Below are 22628 nucleotides of genomic sequence, written 5' to 3'. Positions count from 1 at the left end.
ACCTTTTTAAAGTTAATATCTCTATTTCAAATCCGGTAACCGAAAATTCTTCAGATAACAGGCTGCAGAAACCAAACCAATATTCTGCTTGTCATTCAAAGTCCATACGGCTTTACCTTCTCTATCTAGCTCAATTAATTGTGGTACGTCTACAACTGTTCCTCTCGTATGTCCGCACCAATTACAAATCAACAAATTTTTATTACTCAACTCCAAAATTTGGGCTACAAACCATAAAGCGGCCCCTTTTACTTCTTGAGAAGTTACTCGTTTTAGTTCCTTACCTGTATTGCGATCTATAACAATATAATAGTGAACATCTCCACAAGGTAACAACAAATTACCATCCGACAGTTCCAGTGAAGAAAAAGCTCCTCCATCTATCTTATGTTCAGCAATCAATTTACCTTTCCGGCTTATTTCTATAACCTTACGTTTAGCCATAACCGGTATCAAATAATTTTTATTTTTCAACTGAAATACCTGCCTAAATTGACTATGAGGCTTTTCTATACCCAAATCAAATGTAGTCTCATTCACCTTTCTCCCCTTTTTATCCAGCTCAATAAAACGTGCAGGATTTCCACAGATTCCCAATAAAAATCCACCATTACGCAATATAGTGGCTGACTGGAGTTCTGTCTTATCCGGTGCAGGAAAATCCCATACTACTTGATGATCCCATGTCACCACCTTTGCACCTTTCTTATAAGAATATAAAACGTTACCATCTTTAGTCAAAGCTACCGTATTACATTCTTCCCCTTTCTCTAATGAATGTTTCCATTCTACCTTTCCAGTCTGTTTATCTACAAGCAGGATAAATGGATTCCCGGAACCGGCAACCAGGATCTTATCCTGTGCTGCCGCCCGAAAACCACATAAAAAAATAGTTATAACAAATATATAAAACCTCATCATGTTTTATTTTGCAGTCGTTGTTACTTATTTTTCAATTCATTGAACAGTTCTAATGCCTGTGTTGGTTTCATATTGTCATGTACTACTGCACTAACTGCCTGTATCATTGCTGCAGGAGCTTCTGACTGGAATACATTACGTCCCATATCAACACCGGCCGCACCTTCATTAATAGCTTTATAGCATAGTTCAAGTGCTTCCAACTCAGGTAACTTCTTACCACCTGCAATCACTACAGGTACCGGACATGCAGCAACCACCTTTTCAAAGCCATCACAATAATAAGTCTTCACGATATTCGCGCCATTTTCGGCTGCAATACGAGAAGCCAAACCAAAATAACGAGCATCGCGTGCCATATCTTTACCAACAGCCGTTACTCCCATTACCGGTATACCATAACGAGTACCCTTATCCACCGCCTTATACAAGTTTGCCACCGTTGTAGCCTCATGTTCTGCATCTCCAATAGACAACATCACTGCCATTGCAGATACATTCATACGAATAGCATCTTCAACATCAATCAATACATTATCATTCAATGATGTCAGAATAGAAGTACCAGCATCAGAACGCAAACAAATAGGTTTATTGGTAGTAGGTGGTATTACAGAACGAAGAATACCACGAGTACACATCAAGCAATCAGCATATTCAATCAGCGGAACAATATTCAAATCAATACGTTCCAAACCGGAAGTAGGTCCCATGATAAAACCATGATCACAAGCAAGCATCACCGTCTTACCAGTTCTAGGGTTAAATATACGAGACAAACGGTCTTTCATTCCCCATGGAAGATTTTCCGCCCCTTTTACATGAAAGCTCTGATTGGCAGAAGCAACTCCTAAACCAAAATTACAGCCTTCTCTCAAATCATCTAAATCAGCCATATCTTAATTTCTTTCTATCTATCTTTAAGTTTACTTATAACGCTTTTGCAAACGCATCAAACATACAAGACCACGAAGAAGCACCCGAATCAGCATAACCAATAGAACGTTCGCCATAGTTACGGGCACGTCCAAAGTTTGCTTTCATGTTTTTAGTTGCTTCAGCTCCCTGTAAAGCTGCTGCTGCACCAGCTTCCAAAATTGTTTTAATATCACTTGAATCAATACTCTGCATTGCTTCTACAGCCGGGATCAAGGCATCCATCATAGTTTTATCACCACGTTGCGCCTTCGTCTGTTTTTTTACGCCGGCAAGCCCACCAGCAAACATTGCTTTCACAGCTATTGCATCCAGCTCCATACCTTCCACGTGATCGCTCATTCCCAGGAAAAAGCCTCCTAACAAGGTACTGGTAGAACCACTAATCTGCAACATCACGTTAAATCCCATATCGTTCAGCATCGTCTTGAATTCTGTCCCTTTTTCAGCAGTATCCACAATGGCAGTCATCGCTTGTACAATAGCTGTACCATGATCACCGTCACCCAACACCGCATCTAATTTGGAGAACTCATCAGCACGCTCCGTAATGCAAGCCAATGCATTACGGAGCATTTTTTTAAAATCTTCTACTGTCAGTTTATTCATGTTTACTTTCCAATAGTCGTCCAATATGGAGCATTCGACATTTTATTATTCAGATAATCAACATGATCGGCATCCAACAAACCAAGGATCATCTGGAAACCTGCTTGTTCCTGAACTGTCAGCAATTCACCGATACGGCTTGCTGCTACCTCAAGACCGGCATTCTCCAAAACCTGATGTGCCTTGCGATATACGATATTCATTTCCATGTGAGTAGTAGCACCTACACCATTGATTATCAACAATGCTTTGTCACCAGCTTTAGGCTGCAATTTCTTCATCAACAGACCAATCATTTCTTCTGCTGTTTCATTCGCTGAAACCAATTTTTTACGTCCGCCGCCACCTTCACCATGTTGCCCCATACCGATTTCTATCTCCCCGTCAGGAAGTTCTGAAATCATCATTCCATTTTGTGGATGTGTACAAGACTTCATAGCAACTGCTAAAGTTGCAACCTTTTTGTTGAAACGCTCGCCAATCTCAATAATCTCATCCAAAGATTTTCCTTCTTCTGCAGCAGCTCCCACAATCTTAATCAAAGGAACACAACCCGCCAATCCACGACGATCGTCATCGGGAGCATCAAGTCCGGCACTGATATCATCATGGGTAAGAATTGTCTTCACCTTGATACCTACACGTTCCGCCAACTGACATGCCATATTTGCACTCATCACGTCACCTGAGTGGTTCAATACCACTAACAAAATACCAGCCTCACGCTTGAATAACTGTAAAGCCTGAAAAACACGTTGGGCACCCGGAGCAGCAAAAATATCTCCCACTACCGAACAATCCAACATACCTTCTCCTACAAAACCACTTAATGCAGGTTCGTGTCCCGAACCACCCAAAGTAATAACAGCCACTTTATCTTCTGACTTGGCATGTGCACGTACAATGATATTTTCTCCTCCAATAGCTACTTGATCACTATATGCCATCACATAACCTTCCAATAATTCAGAAGTCAGATTATCCGGGTCATTTATAAATTTATGTATCATATTTTTTTTATTTAATTAAACTGCATCAATTCCAAAGCAATACCCTCTTCTTCAATGAATGCAATGGTCAAACTTTCATTAACAACTGTCTTGGGAAGTAAAACTTTCGCATTTTCCAACTCTTTATCTAGATCGTCAACTTCGTATGCAATATGAGCCAATTTCTGAATTTTTTCAGGCATCCAGCTATCTTTATCAAAACGAAGAAATTCTATCTTATTTGGACTTTGGGCAAAATCAGTCAGGTAAACCTTCATTCCTTCATTATAAACTTCACCCGGTACCGGTTGTTGAACAGGTATTCCAATATGATTTATCTTTCTCATGGTATTATGTTTTATAAATTACAATGCAGCTTTTGTATTTGTAAAGCGTAAGCCATCATTGTCATGGTAGCATGCCCATTCTTCAACAATAGCACCCTCAGGACCTGCCATCATGAAATGATAAGTTTCCAATTGCTTCAGACGGAGAACATCTCCCACTTTCTGAACAACAAAATTCTTACTCTTGATAGGACCATGACCTACAGGGATTTCAGGAGCATTCGGGGTTTCATCACCTATCTCAGAGAAATTATAAACCCAACCATGATTTACCATCCAAGATTCATGCTTCGCCGGGAATTTCGTTTTTACGTGCGCATGTTCCGGTATCATTTGTCCAGGTAACAAATAGATATTATGAGCAAAATATCCATATTCAGGATCATTAATCCAGAAAATACCACCCATACCTACATGTTCAAAATCACCCAAACCAAAATCTGTAAACCAGATATCTTTTTCCATCAATGGAGTGAAAGGATATCCATAGAAATCAAACATATCAAGAAAAGCTTTTTTAGCAGCTTCTTGATCAAACTTACCATCTTTGTAGAAGTCAGCATTCGTGTACTTCTTCTGATACGTAGCTTTTTCCTGTGTCATAACTTGTTCTGTTTTTTTAGTTTCTGCCGTACAAGCAACCATTCCCATACCGCAAACGGCAATTAATGCCAACGTTAATACTTTCTTTACTTTCATATTATTTTTATTTATATTGGTTTTTCTATTGAAGTATTCCCATTCCTTCTATTTCTATCAGCAACTCCGAACGGCATACATCTGTTAATGTATAGATAACAGGTAAATTAGGATATCTCATTTCCACTACTTTTCTGGCTTTTTCCAAATCCTCCCAATGTTTTACATATACACGAAAATTTATCAACTCACTATCCATAGTAACCGGAACACCAGTATGTTTCAAATTCTCTGCAGAAACCAGGTATTCGATATTTTCCAAAGTTGTCAATGTTTGTTCTTCTATACCAACCCCATCCAAGCTAAGTTCTCCACGGATGGCTGCTGTTCCTGATATATAGATAAAACCATGATCCTCTTTCCATACAGCTTTAGCACGTTCAAACTTAGGAGTTGTCTTCTGTTGCAATACCGTTTCTCCCAATAACACATTCTGAGAATAAGCATGTGCAGCTACCTGTAATGGATTATCCACTCCTACTACCAGTACTGTTTCATCCTCACAAAGAAGCACATCCATATCTATCATAATACCTCCCCATTGAGTACCTATCCCCGTTGCTGCTGGGTAACCTGTTTTCCATTCTACATTTTCATAGAACAAAGAACGCGCATCATTGAAATCTTGATAATGCTGATGCCCAGAAACATCATATTCCGTAATCTTCTCAATATAATTCCATTGACGAACAATAGCAGAAACCGGCATTTGTTCCTTTTGTAACACCCGGTTAATATGTGCAAAGACATCATCGGACTGCTCACGAATACTTTGATGCAGCACATCAGCTATCACTCCACCCAGAAACAAGCGTTTACAGCCTTCACGTTCTACTATTATATAAGGTATATCAGTATAATTCCGATAAGAAACCACATCCAGTCCAGTCAACACCACTTCATGCACTTCCATAGCGATACCTTCCGTATCGACAGGTTGGGCAACATAACTTACCAAAGGTCTTTCTGTAGGGAATACTCTTGCTACAGCCTCCTTCAAAAAAGCAAATTGGGAAACATACTCTTCATTGTCCGTAGATGCCCCAAAGAAGACCATACGTACAGGCAAATAAATTGCGACATACTGTTCCAACAACTTAGCTACCATTTCACCCAAAGGTGCTTTTTCCGTCTGAAAAAAACGATGTATTATCTCTATATTTTCTTCTTTAGCAATCATAGTTTTCTTTCTGTATACAGTACATATCATCAGAGTGAATTCACATATTCAGCAAGTTCATCAGCTTCTTTCGATGATATTTTCTTGTCTATACCATGTTTGTATACTTCAAAAACTTCTTTCATCGTAGCCGCTCTTCCATCAAATAAGTAAGGAGCAGTGCGCCACACTTCTCTTAAAGTAGGAGTATCCCAACCTTGCTCAAACTCAACATCCTCACCTATACGATGCATCTTCATATCCGTATAATAAGGTCCGGAATGACATTCGTCACATTTAAATTTTTCAAAGACCTTACGTCCCCGTTTTGCTTTCTCTGATAATTCCCCATTCACTAAATAAGGACTTGGGAGCGGCTTTAAGGACAAAAGATATTCATCTACGCAAGTGGCATATTCTTCAGGCAAATCTATAAACTGAATAAATTTATACCCAGTACGTACAGCTACATAAGAAGAAGCGCGTATTCCAGAAATCATAGCCGGAGGAGTAACATGAGAAAGTAGTAAACTCTTGCAATTCTTTGAATTACCGATACCATCATTCATCAAATCCCAATTCATAGCATCCATACGGGCATCACCGGGATGACAACCATTACAAGATTGCCAATTCTGAAAACAATATTCAGCATCATTAAAATACTTTTCTCCTTTATGTATACGGCTTTCCACTCTATTCTTCACCATAGCAATCGGTTGAACAGAAGCAGAATTCAAATTTACTACATTCAAAGTATCAGAAAAATAAGTAGGCACCACAGCATTCCCATCCTTAATCATAAAACATCTTGGACCGTTACCGACCAATGCAATTCTTTGACGCATACCATACAAAAAACGTAAATCATAAGCCAAAGCATCTTTCTGTGGATACTGCTCAAATTTTTGTACGAATGCCGGATAATCTATCACACTAATTTCATGTGTTCCCGAATGGCTGACTACAATTTTGTCATCCGTACATTTCACATCCCAGATACCGGCAGCACCACGTTCGGGTTCGTCCAGCAATACAGGACCTTCAAAATTCAGTGTCTCCAAATTCACAACACTCATAGCACTCGTATTCATCCATCCTTGCTGTAACTGCGAAGTAGGTACTTGAAAACGTCCCAAATTATGAGTAATCAACAAATAACGTCCGTCAGGCGAAATAGTCATTCCCCGCAGAGCATTACTTCCATTCGCCAATTGTATATCTTTTATCTTTTGAAAATTATCCTTATCGATTACCGATACACAAGCCGCTACAGTATCTACATCCGCACGCTGTGCCGGAAGAAAATTCGCGACAAACAAATGCTTACCTTTAGCATCTGAAACTATAGATTTAGGCTCACGCAGGACATGTACCGTTCTCAATATCTTCTTTTCATTTTTATCTATCTCAGAAACTGTTCCTGCAAACTGATTACAGACATACAAATTTCCTGTTTGCGCATCCAACAACGGTGCACATGCACCTGAGGCTGTCGCTATAAAACTTTTATCCAACGGATCAGAAGTTGAAAGGAAATAAACCCCATTTTTATTTTCACCCGCCACCGTTACGATAATCCGTTCACCATCTATAGCAACACCTGTAGGTATTTCATCCAAACTCCATTCCTGCAAACGTTCCTTATAATCAGACGAGTAAATCGTCACTTTCTTATTACCCTTTTGTGTAACAACCATTCCTGATTTATATGGAACTATACTTGTTATAAACAATGGATCACCTTCAGGCTGTTCCATTGTATGAGTAGTAAAAGCAAACGCAACTACCACTAAAACGATAGGCAAAACAATTTTTGTTAATTTACAGTTTCTATATTTCATAGTTATCAAATTAAGCTTTTTAATCACACGCAAAAATAACACAAAACAGTATACAGAGCTTATAATAACGTCTCATCGACTTGCAATAATGTACAAAAAACTTCTTCCTTATTCATTTAAGACAATGAATATAGTTTTTTGAGACAGGTCATTTTATTTTTTCGACTTGATATTAGTCTGCATAAATTCTGATGGCGACATACCATATAAAGCTTTGAAAGAATTAGAAAAATAAGAATGGCTACTAAATCCCAAAGCAGCAGCGATGTCCGAGATAGTCATATCCGTTTCTTTCAAATATTTCATCGCCACTTCCAATCGTTTATTACGTATCAGTTCGGTCGGTGACAATTCAGATATCGCCTTTATCTTACGATACAGGTTTGCACGACTGATACCTATTTCCTGACAAAGTATCTCAATGGATAGTTCAGGATCAGAAATATGTTTCTCTATCACCTCATACAATTTCTGTGAAAAACGTTCATCAGCAGAGACCATTGCGGTACCTACAACCTCAGGAGAGAAGTGTCGCCCATAAAGCTTCTTCAGTTGCTGGCGTGACTGCAACAAACTATGTATACGAATACGAAGTATATCCATACTGAAAGGTTTGATGATATAATCGTCAGCGCCTGCTTGAAAACCTTCTTTGATATGTACCACCATAGAACGTGCCGTCATTAGTATCACAGGAATATGTCCAATTCTTACATCTTCTTTCACCATTGCACAGAGTTCCAGACCGTTTCGCTTAGGCATCATTATATCGCTCAATATCAGGTCAGGAAAATCCTGAACTGCACGTTCATACCCCTTCAGACCATTAGAAGCCTCCAATATCTCATAATCAGCTTCCAAAGACTGATGCAAATAATCACGTACACCCTTATCATCTTCTACTATAAGGATAACAGGCTTTTTTTGGATATCTCCCGGTAATCGCGGTGCAGGTTTCACCTCTACCGGTTGTGCCAAGGCCGTATCACCAATCGTTTCCATCGGCATCACATCCTTTTCCTTTTCAGTAAAGGCATCTGCCGTAGCTGGCAATTCCACAATAAACACCGTACCATCCTCACCATTTGCACGATCTTCAATCTTAATACTTCCTTTATGAAGTTCTACAATAGAATACACCAGACTCAATCCGATACCCGTTCCGGAAATATTCACGCCGGAAGTTTCAGGTACCTGATAGAAAGGAGTAAATATCTTCTCACGCTCTTCCTTAGGAATTCCACATCCTGAATCTTCCACACGCAATATAATACGGCCACGTTCTTGATCATATTCCACTTCCATGTGGATATTTTTCCCTGCAGGTGTGTACTTAAAAGCATTAGAAAGTAGATTAAACACCACTTTTTCCAACAAAGTCTTATCATACCATGCTACAAACGAGTCAGGATTGCATTTTAAAGTAAAGTTTACTTCGTTAGTCTGAGCGATCTGTTTAAAAGCATAATAAATTTCACGAATAAACTCACACACATTTCCTTTACTCACTCGCAACTCCATTGACCCACTCTGGTTCTTCTGCAAATCCATCAATTGGTTGACAAGCAACAACAAACGTTGGGCATTCTTATAAATCACCATCAATTGGGAATGCAGACTCGCACCAATATCCACTCGTCTCACCAACTCTTCGAAAGGTGTAATAATCAGTGTCAATGGCGTACGTAATTCATGAGCAAGATTGGTAAACAAACGCATTTTTGCCTGATGAAATTCTTCCTGCTGTTGTTTTTCTCGTTGCTCAACACGAAGCTTTTCACGCCAGATACGACGCATATTATAATAATAAAATATTACAAATATTATTGCGATCACTAATAAGCCATACAGCATATACGCATACCATGTTGCCCACAAAGGTGGAGCAATAATGATTTTTAATGTACGCCCTTCTTCATTCCAAACACCATCATTATTAGATGCTTTCACATGGAATGTATAAGTTCCGGAGGGTAATTTGGTATAATAAGCAGTAGTACGTCCTTCTACTTCATTCCAACCTTTATCATATCCTTCCAATCGATACGCATATCTGTTCATGGAAGAATTAATAAAGTTCAACGCACGGTATCCTATCGCTATATTATTCTGATCATAACTCAAACGAACCTCTTTCGTATAATCTAATACACAGTTCAGAATGCCAGTTTCATCCCCTACGGACACCATACGGTTATTAACCTGGAAATCCTCCAGTACAACAGGTGGTACAAATGAATTTGCAGGCATTTCGGGTGTATAGAATGTAATAAATCCATCATTCCCCGTCAAGCAAACAGTACCATCAGGCAGAGCCACCCCACCATGCAAAGTAAATTCACGTATTTGAATACCATTAGAGAATGGATAATTCCTTATATTGCCATCTTCCAAAGAATAACCTGTTATACCTTTATCCGTGCTCATCCATAACGTATTATCTGCGCCTTCTACCAGATTACAGATAGTATTACTCATTAATCCATCCTCACCCGTTACGGTCTTTTCAATATTCCCATCGTCATCCATACGATACAATCCACCTCCATAGGTAGAAATCCACAATTCATTACTCCGTGTACGCAATATAGAAGAAATATAATTACTGTTCAACCGATGTCGAATATCAGTGTTTCCCATAGTGTAAGAAACCAGGGAACCAACCATCTTCTTATTTTTCTCATCCACTGTACCTATCTCCATACGTAAAAGTCCACGCCCCCGGGTTCCAATCAATAATACCCCCGGACGCTCTTCAAACAGGTATCTTACCGAATACACAGGTAACTCCTTTCCCGAAGGATCCACCCACTTCTCGATCAACTCACCCGAGGGAGTAAAACATACCAAAGAATACTTTCCACTGGAAGCACCTACCCACAAATTACCGGAAAAATCACGTATTATAGAATAAACTGACAAAGGTGAAGAAAAACGGTAGAATAGCTTAAAAGTGCGCGTTTTCAGATCAAAACGATAGATCTCGCCTTTAGTAGTACCACACCAAATACAGTCTTTCTCTGCAAAGACCGATTTTATCACATTGGCATTATAAACGGAGTATGCCGAAGAATCAATCAGATAAAAATGAGTTTCCCCGGTAGAAATATCATAATTCAACAAACCATAACCTTCTGTTGCTACCCACAGATTATTATCCCGGTCGTAACAAGCCGTACCATAAATTCCTGTTTGTATATTATTCCAATCCCCAGGTGCATGACGTACAAAACGTGATGAAAAAGTACTCAATCGGGATACGCCTCCGGCATAAGTACCAATCCAGAGCGTACCCATACGGTCGAGACAGAAAGAATAGATAGAATAGTGTCCCAGCGGCTTAGTCCAGTCGCCATATCCACCGACCTTAGTAATCTTATTATCAAACTGATTAAAAGAATATATACCGTCATAGGTTCCCATCAGCAATTCCCCATTCCATTCAGCCATACAGCGAACATAATTATTTTTCAATCCACTGTTCTTACTCGTATAGCATACGGCGGTATACGTATGAGGGTCTATCCGTGTAACTCCACCGGGATTCGTACCCGCCCATACACGATGATAGGCATCCTCGTACAAAGATGTAACCCGACGCCCAACAAGAGAGCCGTCTTTTTCACAGAAATGCTTTATAAATTGCATCTTACTGCTACAAAGAAAAACTCCGTTTTGCCCAGTCCCTATCCAAAACTTCCCCGTACTGTCCTCCATCATAGCCGTCACGGATGGATTGCCTTTTGTAAAAGAGACTTTTTCAAAACGGTCTTTTTCCGGAATATAACGGCAAAGTCCCGAATAACTGCCCACCCATACTTGCTGATGGCGGTCTACATAAACAGTAAGTATACTTTCTGAAGAAAGCCCGTCTTTTGTATAATAGTTACGTATACTATCTGTCTCCAAAGATAAGCGGCTGACTCCATGGCTTGTTCCTATCCACAAATATCGTTCACCTTGTTCTGCCAAACTTGAAATCTCATTATCTGCCAGACTTAAAGAATCGCCCGAGTGATGAGTATATACAGTATATGTACTGCCATTATAACGGTTCAGGCCATTACGTGTACCCAACCAAAGATATCCGCGAGTATCCTGACACATCGCCATTACGGATAATTGCGATATACCTTCATTCATCCCCGCACTATAAAAAAAAGAATATTTAAAATGGTCTGCCTGTACGGAAAAAGCAACCCAGAAAATTATAAGGACGAATAGAAATTTACGTTTCATTACGGTATTAGATTATTTACCGTACAAATATAAAGAATGTATGTGACAAGCCATAATAGCTTGCCACATTTTATAATAGATAAACTAAAAAGAGACGGATAAAATAGGAATTGAGACAGACAAAAAAGTCTCAAATCTTATTTATACCCGTACTTTAAGAGTCGTTCCTTCCTCTATATTCTTCTTTACAATAATCTTTCCAGCCTTTACAACTTCTACATGCAGTTTCTTTCCGGCACGGGAAACACGGATATCAAAGTCCGAATTGAAAGCACGTATTCTATTCAAATTCATGTATTCCCATTCCTGCGGCAAACGAGGTGTCATTTCAAAGCTATTGAGTCCTACAGGACGGATACCGAAAAGTCCTTCTGTGTAAATTCTACAATACAACCCACTTTCAGCAGACAAATGGCGTTGATCTCCTTCGGGCCATGCTTCAATGGCATAAGGCACATGGTCTCCTAAAAGACGGCGATGAGAGTACTTTTTCAGAAAGTCCATACCCTTCTCCACTTCACCCGCGGCAATGGTACCACGAAGAGCATAGAGGGTAGAACGATCCCAGAAAGTCTCTGTACCTGCCTGCGTCAACAAACCGTCATTCGTCCACAAACGCGGTGAAAACAAAGCGTCTATCGTACCTTGCGCACGAGTATAAATGCCCATTACAAGCGGCATACAAATCCAGGAACGTAAAATATCATTCCCCTTATAATAGCGATAGCTATGAAATCCTTCTATTTCGTAACCAAAGTGAGCTTCAATGGCACGTTCCAATGCCTTGGCTTGCGCCGTATAGGCAGAAAGCTGTTTAGCCGGAACACCCAATTCGCGTCCCAGCAAGGCGGCAGAACGCAAAGCATCATAATATAAGGTAGAAGTACAGAGATTGGCATCACCGGCAGGAAAACGATTTTCCAGCTCATCGGAATTGGAAGCAACCACCCCGTCAGGAGTAAGTTTACGTTTACAATACTCCAGACACCATTCTATAAGCGGCCAAAGTTCACGCGCTTCTTCCTTATCCCCACGAGCCAGGGCATAGCGGGCAGCCCCGTAGGCTATCATCGCTCCATCTCCACGATCTTTAGCCCCATGCCAGAAGCTGACACCTTCGGATATTATAGAACTTGGAATAGGCTTATATTCCGAATTCATATAACGGGCGAAATGTCTGAAAGCATTCAAAGCCGATTGGTTACCAACTTCATATCCAAGAAAAGGGAAGAAAGGATTAATATATTCTGCCTGGTCATTTGCCCATACAGCAGCATAATAAGCCTCTCCACCAGGACCATGCATCAAACCGCCTTTGGTACGGTAAATACTCTCGGCTCCGCGCAATTTGGCAAAGGCAAACATACGGTTCAATACAGGATCGGGGGTATCAAGAACAAGATTTCCCCACCATTGATTGATCAAAACCTGACGCCCGTTACGCTCATCTTCAATATTGAAACCGGAAACAGCGGTATTATCCGTACCATCCGAAACCTTATGACCGGAGAATACGGCGAAGAACTCCAGTTTCTCTCCCGGCTTCAACACGAAAGTTCCTGTTTTGGAAAGAGACGCTTGGATACGATAAGCTCCATACACACCAGCTTCCTCCGGAGTAGTATAAGTTACATGCCAATCGGGTACACGCAAGGTTATCGTGTTACCACTGTTATTCTTGAAAGTATATTCTTCACAATAGCGGGCATCCTTGGGTGAGGGATAGAGCAAACGCGTTACGTGAACCGCCTTCTTCAGTTCCTTACGACGATAAATATATCCGTAGTCACTTTCTACGCGCATCAAACCGTTAAAAGTAATATCACTGACCTTTTCATTCAAAAGTGTCTGATCGTCTACAGTCACCATAGCAGGTATATTGACATCAAAACGTTGTTTCAAATTATTCTGTGTCTTGTTCGGCTTCATACGCAACATAGGAAATACCAAACTGCGATTCACATGAAAACGCTGCTGGGCATCCACCCCATAACGGAGCACGACAGAAAGCATCTGTCCACTCATTTCGACATGATCTTCGTGAGGGAGTTTACTCCCTGAAATATCCCAACGGATAGAACCGTCATCCTGGATGGTCCAACGATCTCCGGTTTGGGCACAAACTACTACTGATGCAGTAAGAAGTAACGCAAATAATAGAAGTATTCGCTTCATACATTATTATATTATTGTATTTTCAATAAAATTACAGCACTCTCAAACTGGGTGTTCAGAGGATTAGACAATCCGGTATTCATAAGTTCAGCACCCGTGAAGGTCCTACCACTGGCAGAAAAACGGGAAACGGCTCCTTTGGGAAGTCCGACTTCTTCTACCAGATACCTCTTATCAGCATCCAGTCCTCCAAGTACCACCCGAGGCACATTACCATCTTTGGTTTGATAAAGATAGACCACCGCATTCTGTTTATCGGCAGAAACATAGCTCAACGATGCCAACGGATGCTCATAAGGGGATACCAGACGGTACAACTCTCCTTGCATCACCAGCGGACGGATACTTTCCTTATATAACTTAACCGCATCCGCAATTTGTGCACGTTCTTCGGCCGTAGCTTTATCCAATGCAAGGTCGATACCGAAAGCGCCACTCAATGCCACATCTATCGCTAACTTGAGATGACGCTTACCCATGCGGGTAACATGAGCGGAGATTGTACTTGCCGGGAAGAAATGAGAAAATCCCCACTGTATCTTGATACGTCCCAGAGGATCAGTATTGTCACTGGGCCAGAAACTATGGAAATAAGGCAAAGCTCCATAGTCCACACGACCCGATCCACCGGCACAAAGCATCGCCATCACATTTGGGAATTCTTTGGAAAAACGGTTCATCAGGCGATAGAGCGCCCAATTATAATCAATCCAAAGATGACTCTGCTCCGCAGGTTGCAGATAACCAGACCCGGGTTGAGTGACATAACGGTTACAATCCCATTTAACATATGTAATATCAGGATTTGGGCGCAAGGTCTTATCAATGATTTCCCACTCATAAGCCTGTACTTCAGGACGGGTCAAGTCAAGTATTTCCTGATGGCGTCCCAATATAGGTTCACGTTTGGGTTGGGTAATTATCCAATCAGGATGTTTCCGATAGAGTTCACTTTGCGGATTCACCATCTCCGGTTCCAGCCAGATACCAAAACCGACTTTGCGTTTCAGAGCTTCTTTAGCGATATAAGAGAGGCCACGGGGAAGTTTCTTGGTAGAGGGTTCCCAATCTCCCAAGCCATGCTTATCATCATCGCGGGAATAAGGACCATTTCCGAACCAACCATCGTCCAGCAAGAAAAGCTCCGCACCTACCTGACGAGCACCATTAAAAAGTTCTTTCAAACGTTCTTCATTAAAATCACAATGGGTAGCCTCCCAGTTATTCAACAACACCGGACGTTCTTTATGTGCATCACGAATAGCGTACTTCATTGCCCAACGGTGATAACGACGACTTGCCTCTCCTTTTCCTTTCTTACTGTATGCAAAAAGAATGGCAGGAGTAGTGAACGTTCCACCACGCTCTAAATAATATTGGGAACCTAATGGATTCATACCGGTAAGCAATCTGAGATTTTTGTTCCAGTCCATATCAAATGCAAATTGGAAACTACCACTCCAACGTAAAGAAGCAGCCAATACTTCTCCTTTATTCTCATCTGCCGGAGTATTCAATGAGAGCATAAAAGAAGGTATACGCATCTGATGGGCACGTACTCCCAATTTAGAGTCCAGAATTTTGACTCCCTCTGACAAACGTTCCTCAGAAAGAGTAGCCTCACGCTTATAATTACCCATAAACTGAGTAAGCCAATACTCTTTTGCCTTCACTACCGGAGCTGCAGAAGCAAAACGATAAAGTACTACTTTTCCCTTCTCATTATGGCTCACTGTATTCCACAGTTCCATCATGCTGTTATCCCCATAACATTTAATGTAAAGATCCACGGAAAACGGATAAACAGGATCTTTCAGAGAAATAATGGTTTGAGAGACACCTTCACCCAAATCTTCTATGCGATGTCCCGTATAATGAAGTTCAGTAGAAGTATTACCATCGGCATGGGTGGCCTGTAAAGCCGGTTCGGTCAACACACCATTACCATATGGAGGATAAAATTCCCGTTCGCGTGAAGGCATTTTAGCAGGAACTTCTATTTTAGCGTCTACATCACCAAATCCCAATTGATACAGACGATTATCCGCACCAACCATGAAGGTCAGCTTCAGTTCACCAGAAGTTACGGAGAATATTTTCTTTACATTTGGATTGTCTGCCGCACGCATCAGGCAAGTGCAGCACAGGAATATAAGTAAAGTTGTAATTTTGTGCATTTCTTATTGCTTTTTGAATGTGTCTTTTAGGCACAAGTTACACGGACTTCGCGGATTTTTTATCTTTTGCATAATCACAGCGTAGCTAATTAATCCGCGAAATCTACATAATCCGTACCTAAAAATAAATACATTATTATTCAGTCATAAATTTCCAAGTAACAGTAGCTATATTATCCGGTTTTCCTTTCTCTGCTTTAGAAATAGTACCTTTCAAACGTCCTTTCTTATCACGCGTCACTTTGATATCGCGCCAAGAATATGCTCCCTTTTCATAGTCAAAAGTTTCACCGTCATCATCATACAAACGATAGGAACCATCCGCCTTACCATAATGGCGAATTTCAAGATTGACCTTCTGTCCTGCCTTAGGTGCATGGAGTGTAGCTTCCATAAAAGGAATAACCGCGCCATCCTTCACGTACACAGGTATACGATCCAAGCCGGGTGCAACCTTTATTCTCTCACCATTGCCCACATATTTACCAGTATAAAAATCATACCAATCACCTTGCGGCAATACGACACTACGTTCCTTCTGTCCTGCAAACATAGGAGCAACCAATAGGTATTCACCTGCCATATATTGGTCTTTTATCTCTTTAGAGATAGCTTCCAGATAAGGATTATCTTCCAAATTGGAATTCTTTATTTCTGTGCTGACAGCTTGTTCAGGATTGAATCCTGGTTCAAGATTCATGGCACGGAAAGGAGGAATACCGTCAAAATGATAACGGGCAAATTCCGTATACCAATATGGCATCATCTGCATACGCAAAGTGGCATATTCTTTAATTTGTCCGGCCACTTCGGGGAAAGACCAGGGTTTGGTTCCACTTGCCCAAGCATTGATCATCGCCATCGGCGAGAAAACAACAGACTGAAAACGACGTAACCATTCCTCTGCTGTTTTGGAGCCACGCACTTCAGGAGTCCACAAAACGCCACTAAAACCTGAATTAATCAAAGCAGTAATGAAGTCCTGATGACTATAATAATCATTATAAATAACATAAGGGAATGAGCTGCTACCACCGTTGGAAGCACGTACTAACCCGAAAGTACGTTGATTACGTTGTTTATAAAGGTCTGCTGTAGTACGTTGTACCCACAAACCGTATGTCTGGCGCATCTGCTCGGCAGACTTACCACTGGGGAAAGTCGCCACATCAGGCCATACGTAACGGTCATAACCGTCTACTTCGTCAATCTTATAACCACTGACCCCAATACTTATATGTTCTTTCTCCAATTTATCTTTCCACAATTGGCGAGCCTTTTCACCTGCCAAATCAGGGACTATGCCACACCATACAGTATGCGAACCGCTGACAGGATACATTGCCTTATACACATCCGATTCTGGTGACAGATAAGGATTAGTCCACAGATTAATGCGAACACCCTTATCCATCATTTCCTTTACAAAACCGGCAGGATCGGGAAAACGTCCACCATCCCATTCGAGCGTACAAGGATAAGCTTTACTTTGCCAACCCGGTTCCAATCCGATAAAATCGAGTGGATAACCCTGACGTTCAAATTCGTCGGCTTCTTTCTTCACATCTTCTGCTGTATAGAGCTTCTTGGTACGTTGAGTGAAGCCCAATCCCCAACGCGGTGGCAAAGTACCGCCACCACACAGCAGATTATAACGACGTACCACATCCATCGGTGTAGGCCCGGCAAAGATGTAAATTTCGGCGCCGGGAGCAGGAACAAGAATAGAAACCGCATCCGAGTACGGGCTGGAAGTCCACGATTTGTCCGTATTACGATCTTTGGCAACCGGTGCATTAGGACTATCCTTGCGAGCACCATAACCTGCATAAACTGTAAGATAACGGGCTGAATTGATAAAGACACCATAACCCAAACTGGAAATATAAAATGGTACAGGTGCATGTGTACGGCCATTATCCTTACCACCATAGTGATCTACGTGCAAATTCAGTATCTTACCACGTTGATGTACAGTCTGGAAGTTCAAGCCAAAGCCATATAGTTGTTCTTTTCTCTGCAATGGGATACGAAGACTGGTCTTGCCATCCTGTACCTCGCCTACAATCTCATTGGCAAGCGATGGTAAGGTTACCTCGGGCAAACGTGCAAAGCCTTCTTTCAACGGGGTAACCCCCGCCACACCCAGCAACGAATATTCTTCGGGAGTACCAACCACACCTTTCCAAACTCCGGGTTCAATCTGTTTCCAGGCTATTTGTGCATTTACCGGAAGCAGCATCAATACCGCAAGTGCTCCTAAAATCAATTTCTTTTTCATGTTTTTTATTATCTGTTAAATATTAGATTAATTTCCTAATCAGCAATAGTTCAACAAAGAAACCAAATTATAGCTTATCTGTATTGCAATATTGTTCCAAAAATTTTCAAATATATCCAAAACACCGCAATATACTATAATTCATCTTATTAGAAAAGAGGTCTATGTCCATATCTGAAACAAGCCCTGTCTCTTGAAGAAGATATTTAAAACCGGAAACAAACTTCATCTCAGCAGCCAAGATGCACATCTCAACTGCTAAGATACACATCCCGGCTGCTAAGATATACATCCCGGCAGCCGAGATATAACTTTTCCTTGAAATAAACATGTTTTATCTCCTATCGGAGTATGCCTTATCAAAGGAATAAAACAGTGTCATCAATAACAACTACCGGATAACACCGGCAAAACCTCCGTTGGGAAGAAGCTTTACTTTCACCATTCCATTTGTATTTTCTACTGTCCTATAATCGAACGTATCCTTATCCGCTCCATCTGTAATCATCTTAAATGATTTATCTTTGCAAGCTGCGGGAAGCGTAAACTCCAGTTCGCGGTCCTCATTCTTGCCATTAATTCCACCAATATACCAATCATTACCCGAACGGCGGGCTATAATCACATAATCCGACGGATAACCGGCCAACAAACAACTTTCATCCCAAGCAGCAGGCACATCTTTCAAAAATTGCTTAGGTTGTTCCGGCAATGCAAGATAGGCTTCCGCCCTATCGGCAAAGCACTGGAACCCCGACTCAAATACGACTGCCAAGGCCAACTGATGCGCTACGGTAGTCTTACGGATGGCAGGTACTCCCTGACGTATCTTATTGGAGAAAGTCACCGGAGTATAGTCCATGGAACCTACTACATTACGGGTGAAAGGGACCGTCGCATTATGTTCGGCCGCACGGTCACAACGGGGTTGTTGTCCAAGCGTTTCTCCTCCACGAATAGCTTCCGTAGTCATCAAGTTCGGATAGGTACGCTCATAGCCACGTGGCAATGTAGCACCATGCAGGTCAACCAACAGATGATTATCGGCCGCGTCTTTCAAAATAGCGGGATACAACTGGATAACACGTTGCTTGTCGGAATCGAAAAAGTCGACTTTGATACCTTTAACACCAATATCACTAATACGTTTCATTTCAGCACGACGCAACTCCGGATCACACATAATACGGCGAGCCGCTATCGTGTCATTCTCATGTCCGGCGCCGGAATGATACCACAACCATACGCCTACTCCTTTGGGTTGCGCATATTTCACAACATCTTCCATAGTGCCGCCATTACCCATACGTTGCCAACTGGCATCTATCAACATATATTCCCAACCCATTTCCGCACTAAGATCCACATACTTCAACTGTTCCTTGAAGTCGCGTACGGAAGCACCATTATACCACCAACTCCAGCAAGCACGTCCGGCCTTTATCCAAGACTCGTCTTCCACCACGGAAGAAGGGTTCAGATGAGATACCATCTGGTTCTGGAAAATCGTATTCAAATTATTCCCTACGATAATGGCACGCCATGGAGTATACCAAGGCATCTGTGAAACAGGTTCTACGGCATCCGGCACAATAGGTTCATCCAATTCGGGGAAACGAATTTTATAGGCACCTTGAGTACCTGAATTATCGATATGGGTAGCCGGATATGTACCATCCAATTGGGCTTCCGTTATCATCATCCACAAACCGTTGGTCTGAAACAACATGGGAAAAGCCCAGCCTCTGCCATGCTTACAGTCTGAACGGATATCTATCCCATTTTCACAATACTGTTCATAACTGGGTTTCTTACGACTGTTCCAGTCGTATGGATGTATCCACGCCTTGCCGTTTACCGGTACGGCAAACTCTGTATGTTCAGCTTGAATGGTATGAGTTTTATTATCCGCATCAGGAAATCCGTAGCGAAAAGCGACTCCATTATCATAAACACGAACAATCAAATCGAAGTCAAGACCTTTCTCCGTACGGAATGTGAATATTTGTTCACGACAATCGTTCACCGTATTCATCTTTTTACCGGATTTCAACTGATAGGTTTCGGTAATATCTTTCACCGGAGTAACAGATACAAATTTAGCGTCTTTACCACACTCCTGAGTGTCCATCACCAAACCCAAAAGAGAATTTTCGATAGCTACCGTATCATTGTAATAGACCGAATAAGATAAATCTTTCACTCCATCCGTTTCTTTGTTTTCCAATACAAAACGGACATTATTATCCTTTGAAGTTAATTCCCATGAGTCAGGGGGTGTACAGGCGGTCATCAAAGCCGCTCCCAGCAGAATTGCTGCATTCCATAGTTTATTCATGATATTTGTTTTTAAGTGTTGTTTCATTTCGGAGTAAACATAACTACATATCCACCGCCTAAACGCATGTGACCGGTAAGCGAGTCTGCATTACGACAAAATACACGTTGTACGGCAACTGCCGCCGCGTTCGACGGATTGTCATTGAGTACAGTCCCTTCATACCATCCATCACCCAAGAAAGATAACGGGAACTGTATCATACGTTCCTGCTGACCATTCAGCACAGCCAGAAACCAGATCTTTCCACTCCTACGGGCAAAAGCAGCTACCTCACCAATCTTACTGGACGGCAGAACGATCGTTTCATCCCAAGTAGCCGGTATTTCCTTCAATACTTTGACAGCAGGGCTATCCAGCATCTTCTGAGGATGAGAGCCAAAGAATGTCACCGAAGAATTAAAGACCAAAGAGGTGGCAATCTGATGGGTCCAAGAAGTTTCCAAACGACGTTCTCCAAAAACAACTGGAGTATAATCACCCGCACCTACCACCAAACGTGTAAAAGGAAGAGTCGTATTATGGGTAGACCACTCATACTGTTTCTTACCATATTCCAGTCCACGGATACCTTCACGGCTCATCTCATTAGGCCACGTACGTACTTCTCCCGCCGGTTTATTACTGCCATGTATATTGAGCATCAGTTTATATTCTGCTGCTTCTTTCAGGCAAGCCTGATACAAATCAATAAATTCTTTCGATTCGTGGGAAAAGGCATCCAGCTTCAAGCCGACAATACCCAAACGATGACATCTCTCAAACAATGCTTTGCGCTTCTCCGGATCACGAACGTCACGTCCATGACGCCATAACCAAACTTTTACGCCACATTTGGCCGAATAATCAACCAGATCTTTCAATTGTTCATCCGTCCAACGATACCAAAAAGCATCGACCGTATTGTATTCATAACCCAATTCTCCCGCTAACTTGGAGAATTCCTTCATACCCTCCACGGTACGGGCGCCACCATCAAGCCAACACCATACAGAACGCCCAGGTTTCACCCATTCGGTATTTACACCTTTAGGAAAAAGTTTCTTGTCGGGAGCAGGTGCCAGATTAGTAATCAAATCGGTATTAACCAATCCATTCAAATCATCAACGATGACAACAGCCCGCCAAGGTGTTGTAATGGTACCTATTATTGTAGCTGGCAAAGAGAGACGCCGGGCATCTTCAAAGCTATAATCGTGCGCAAAAGCATAACTTGAAGGTTGGGCATGCCCCAATCGGGTTTCAAAACCATTGTTTCCATTCGCTTGAAAGGACATACCGGCATAATTCATCAAAGCAGATTCTGTAAGACAAAGATAACCGGAGTTTCCGGGAAGTTGTACGGTTACAGGAGGAGCAGCCCACTCTCCTTTCGTTATCTCAGAAATTTCTTTCTTTTGGTGCAAACCTTCATAATGGCAATACATGTCATGATACCAAACCTGACTGCCGGCAGGAAGAGTAAACACCGTATGTTCATCCGGTGTTCTTGCTTGCTTATTTTTTCCGGGAAGTATCAGGCGAAAAGCTATTCCGTCATTATACGCTCTGGCTTCTAAAATAAAATCTGTTTTCAGTTGTTCGTTCTTCAGTTTAAGCAACAAACCATTACTTTTATCTACAGCCATAGAATGAGAACCACGTATAGGATAGGTATCATCCGTCTTATAACTATCGGAAGATAATAATCGGGGAGAATTACAGATTTCAGCTCCATCTACCGTCATACGAATAGGAGCTTCCATCAAAACAGTTTTTCCCGATTTACGTACGTCATAAGTCAGATCATTATCTTTCAATCCAATTCGTAATACAATGGAACCATCCGGACTGGCGACTGACGATAACGTCTGGGCATTCATACTTATAAAAGTACAGTATGCCATGAACAATGTACATATAATCTTTCTCATG

14 protein-coding genes are annotated in these 22628 nt (G+C 41.5%); all 14 read right to left on the bottom strand.

Going from position 1 to position 22628, the window contains the following annotated elements:
- Positions 1-21: 21 nt before the first annotated feature.
- The 14 genes from C1A09_RS13545 to C1A09_RS13475 all read right to left on the bottom strand — a co-directional run bounded on the left by C1A09_RS13545 (position 22) and on the right by C1A09_RS13475 (position 22627).
- Complete coding sequence (locus tag C1A09_RS13545) at positions 22-918, bottom strand: beta-propeller domain-containing protein (RefSeq protein WP_101545150.1); 897 nt, start codon at positions 916-918, stop codon at positions 22-24.
- 23 nt (positions 919-941) lie between these two features.
- Positions 942-1817 carry a 3-hydroxy-5-phosphonooxypentane-2,4-dione thiolase gene (lsrF, locus tag C1A09_RS13540; protein WP_101545084.1) on the bottom strand — a complete coding sequence of 292 codons (876 nt, stop codon included), beginning with the start codon at positions 1815-1817 and terminating at the stop codon, positions 942-944.
- A 34-nt stretch (positions 1818-1851) separates the two neighbouring features.
- Positions 1852-2466 (bottom strand): DAK2 domain-containing protein, encoded by a 615-nt coding sequence (locus tag C1A09_RS13535; protein ID WP_101545082.1) that lies wholly within the window; start codon positions 2464-2466, stop codon positions 1852-1854.
- Between the two features lie 2 nt (positions 2467-2468).
- A complete protein-coding gene (locus tag C1A09_RS13530; RefSeq protein WP_101545081.1) occupies positions 2469-3476 on the bottom strand; it encodes a dihydroxyacetone kinase subunit DhaK in 1008 nt (335 codons plus the stop codon).
- A gap of 11 nt (positions 3477-3487) precedes the next feature.
- Complete coding sequence (locus C1A09_RS13525) at positions 3488-3802, bottom strand: VOC family protein (protein ID WP_101545079.1); 315 nt, start codon at positions 3800-3802, stop codon at positions 3488-3490.
- 18 nt (positions 3803-3820) lie between these two features.
- Complete coding sequence (locus tag C1A09_RS13520) at positions 3821-4501, bottom strand: cupin domain-containing protein (RefSeq protein ID WP_101545077.1); 681 nt, start codon at positions 4499-4501, stop codon at positions 3821-3823.
- 25 nt (positions 4502-4526) lie between these two features.
- Positions 4527-5681: a chorismate transformation FkbO/Hyg5 family protein gene (locus C1A09_RS13515; RefSeq protein WP_245875036.1), complete on the bottom strand. Its 1155-nt coding sequence runs from the start codon at positions 5679-5681 to the stop codon at positions 4527-4529.
- Between the two features lie 29 nt (positions 5682-5710).
- Entirely contained in the window at positions 5711-7420 is a 1710-nt protein-coding gene (locus tag C1A09_RS13510) for a YVTN family beta-propeller repeat-containing protein (protein WP_233519909.1), read from the bottom strand.
- Between the two features lie 237 nt (positions 7421-7657).
- Positions 7658-11743 (bottom strand): hybrid sensor histidine kinase/response regulator transcription factor, encoded by a 4086-nt coding sequence (locus tag C1A09_RS13505; RefSeq protein ID WP_101545073.1) that lies wholly within the window; start codon positions 11741-11743, stop codon positions 7658-7660.
- A gap of 141 nt (positions 11744-11884) precedes the next feature.
- Entirely contained in the window at positions 11885-13918 is a 2034-nt protein-coding gene (locus C1A09_RS13500) for a glucosidase family protein (protein ID WP_101545071.1), read from the bottom strand.
- A gap of 11 nt (positions 13919-13929) precedes the next feature.
- On the bottom strand, positions 13930-16095 hold the full coding sequence (locus tag C1A09_RS13495; protein ID WP_101545068.1) for an alpha-galactosidase: 2166 nt from the start codon (positions 16093-16095) through the stop codon (positions 13930-13932).
- A gap of 136 nt (positions 16096-16231) precedes the next feature.
- A complete protein-coding gene (locus C1A09_RS13490) occupies positions 16232-18376 on the bottom strand; it encodes a glycoside hydrolase family 31 protein (RefSeq protein ID WP_101545066.1) in 2145 nt (714 codons plus the stop codon).
- 391 nt (positions 18377-18767) lie between these two features.
- Entirely contained in the window at positions 18768-20714 is a 1947-nt protein-coding gene (locus C1A09_RS13480) for a glycoside hydrolase family 97 protein (protein WP_101545146.1), read from the bottom strand.
- Between the two features lie 23 nt (positions 20715-20737).
- Positions 20738-22627: a glycoside hydrolase family 97 protein gene (locus C1A09_RS13475; RefSeq protein WP_101545064.1), complete on the bottom strand. Its 1890-nt coding sequence runs from the start codon at positions 22625-22627 to the stop codon at positions 20738-20740.
- Between the last annotated feature and the right edge of the window lies 1 nt (position 22628).

The organism is Bacteroides cutis (assembly GCF_900241005.1).
Classification (GTDB): Bacteria; Bacteroidota; Bacteroidia; order Bacteroidales; family Bacteroidaceae; genus Bacteroides; species Bacteroides cutis.
Note: the sequence above shows the minus strand (reverse complement) of the source record. Positions and strands in the feature narration are given on the sequence as shown.

What these genes read in the sequence shown, in the direction of transcription:
- C1A09_RS13525 (WP_101545079.1), bottom strand. Translation starts at nt 3,802, where the DNA reads ATGAGAAAGATAAATCATATTGGAATACCTGTTCAACAACCGGTACCG.
- C1A09_RS13510 (WP_233519909.1), bottom strand. Translation starts at nt 7,420, where the DNA reads ATGGAACAGCCTGAAGGTGATCCATTGTTTATAACAAGTATAGTTCCA.
- lsrF (WP_101545084.1), bottom strand. Translation starts at nt 1,817, where the DNA reads ATGGCTGATTTAGATGATTTGAGAGAAGGCTGTAATTTTGGTTTAGGA.
- C1A09_RS13515 (WP_245875036.1), bottom strand. Translation starts at nt 5,681, where the DNA reads ATGATTGCTAAAGAAGAAAATATAGAGATAATACATCGTTTTTTTCAG.
- C1A09_RS13535 (WP_101545082.1), bottom strand. Translation starts at nt 2,466, where the DNA reads ATGAATAAACTGACAGTAGAAGATTTTAAAAAAATGCTCCGTAATGCA.
- C1A09_RS13505 (WP_101545073.1), bottom strand. Translation starts at nt 11,743, where the DNA reads ATGAAACGTAAATTTCTATTCGTCCTTATAATTTTCTGGGTTGCTTTT.
- C1A09_RS13520 (WP_101545077.1), bottom strand. Translation starts at nt 4,501, where the DNA reads ATGAAAGTAAAGAAAGTATTAACGTTGGCATTAATTGCCGTTTGCGGT.
- C1A09_RS13480 (WP_101545146.1), bottom strand. Translation starts at nt 20,714, where the DNA reads ATGAATAAACTATGGAATGCAGCAATTCTGCTGGGAGCGGCTTTGATG.
- C1A09_RS13495 (WP_101545068.1), bottom strand. Translation starts at nt 16,095, where the DNA reads ATGCACAAAATTACAACTTTACTTATATTCCTGTGCTGCACTTGCCTG.
- C1A09_RS13545 (WP_101545150.1), bottom strand. Translation starts at nt 918, where the DNA reads ATGAGGTTTTATATATTTGTTATAACTATTTTTTTATGTGGTTTTCGG.
- C1A09_RS13530 (WP_101545081.1), bottom strand. Translation starts at nt 3,476, where the DNA reads ATGATACATAAATTTATAAATGACCCGGATAATCTGACTTCTGAATTA.
- C1A09_RS13475 (WP_101545064.1), bottom strand. Translation starts at nt 22,627, where the DNA reads ATGAGAAAGATTATATGTACATTGTTCATGGCATACTGTACTTTTATA.
- C1A09_RS13500 (WP_101545071.1), bottom strand. Translation starts at nt 13,918, where the DNA reads ATGAAGCGAATACTTCTATTATTTGCGTTACTTCTTACTGCATCAGTA.
- C1A09_RS13490 (WP_101545066.1), bottom strand. Translation starts at nt 18,376, where the DNA reads ATGAAAAAGAAATTGATTTTAGGAGCACTTGCGGTATTGATGCTGCTT.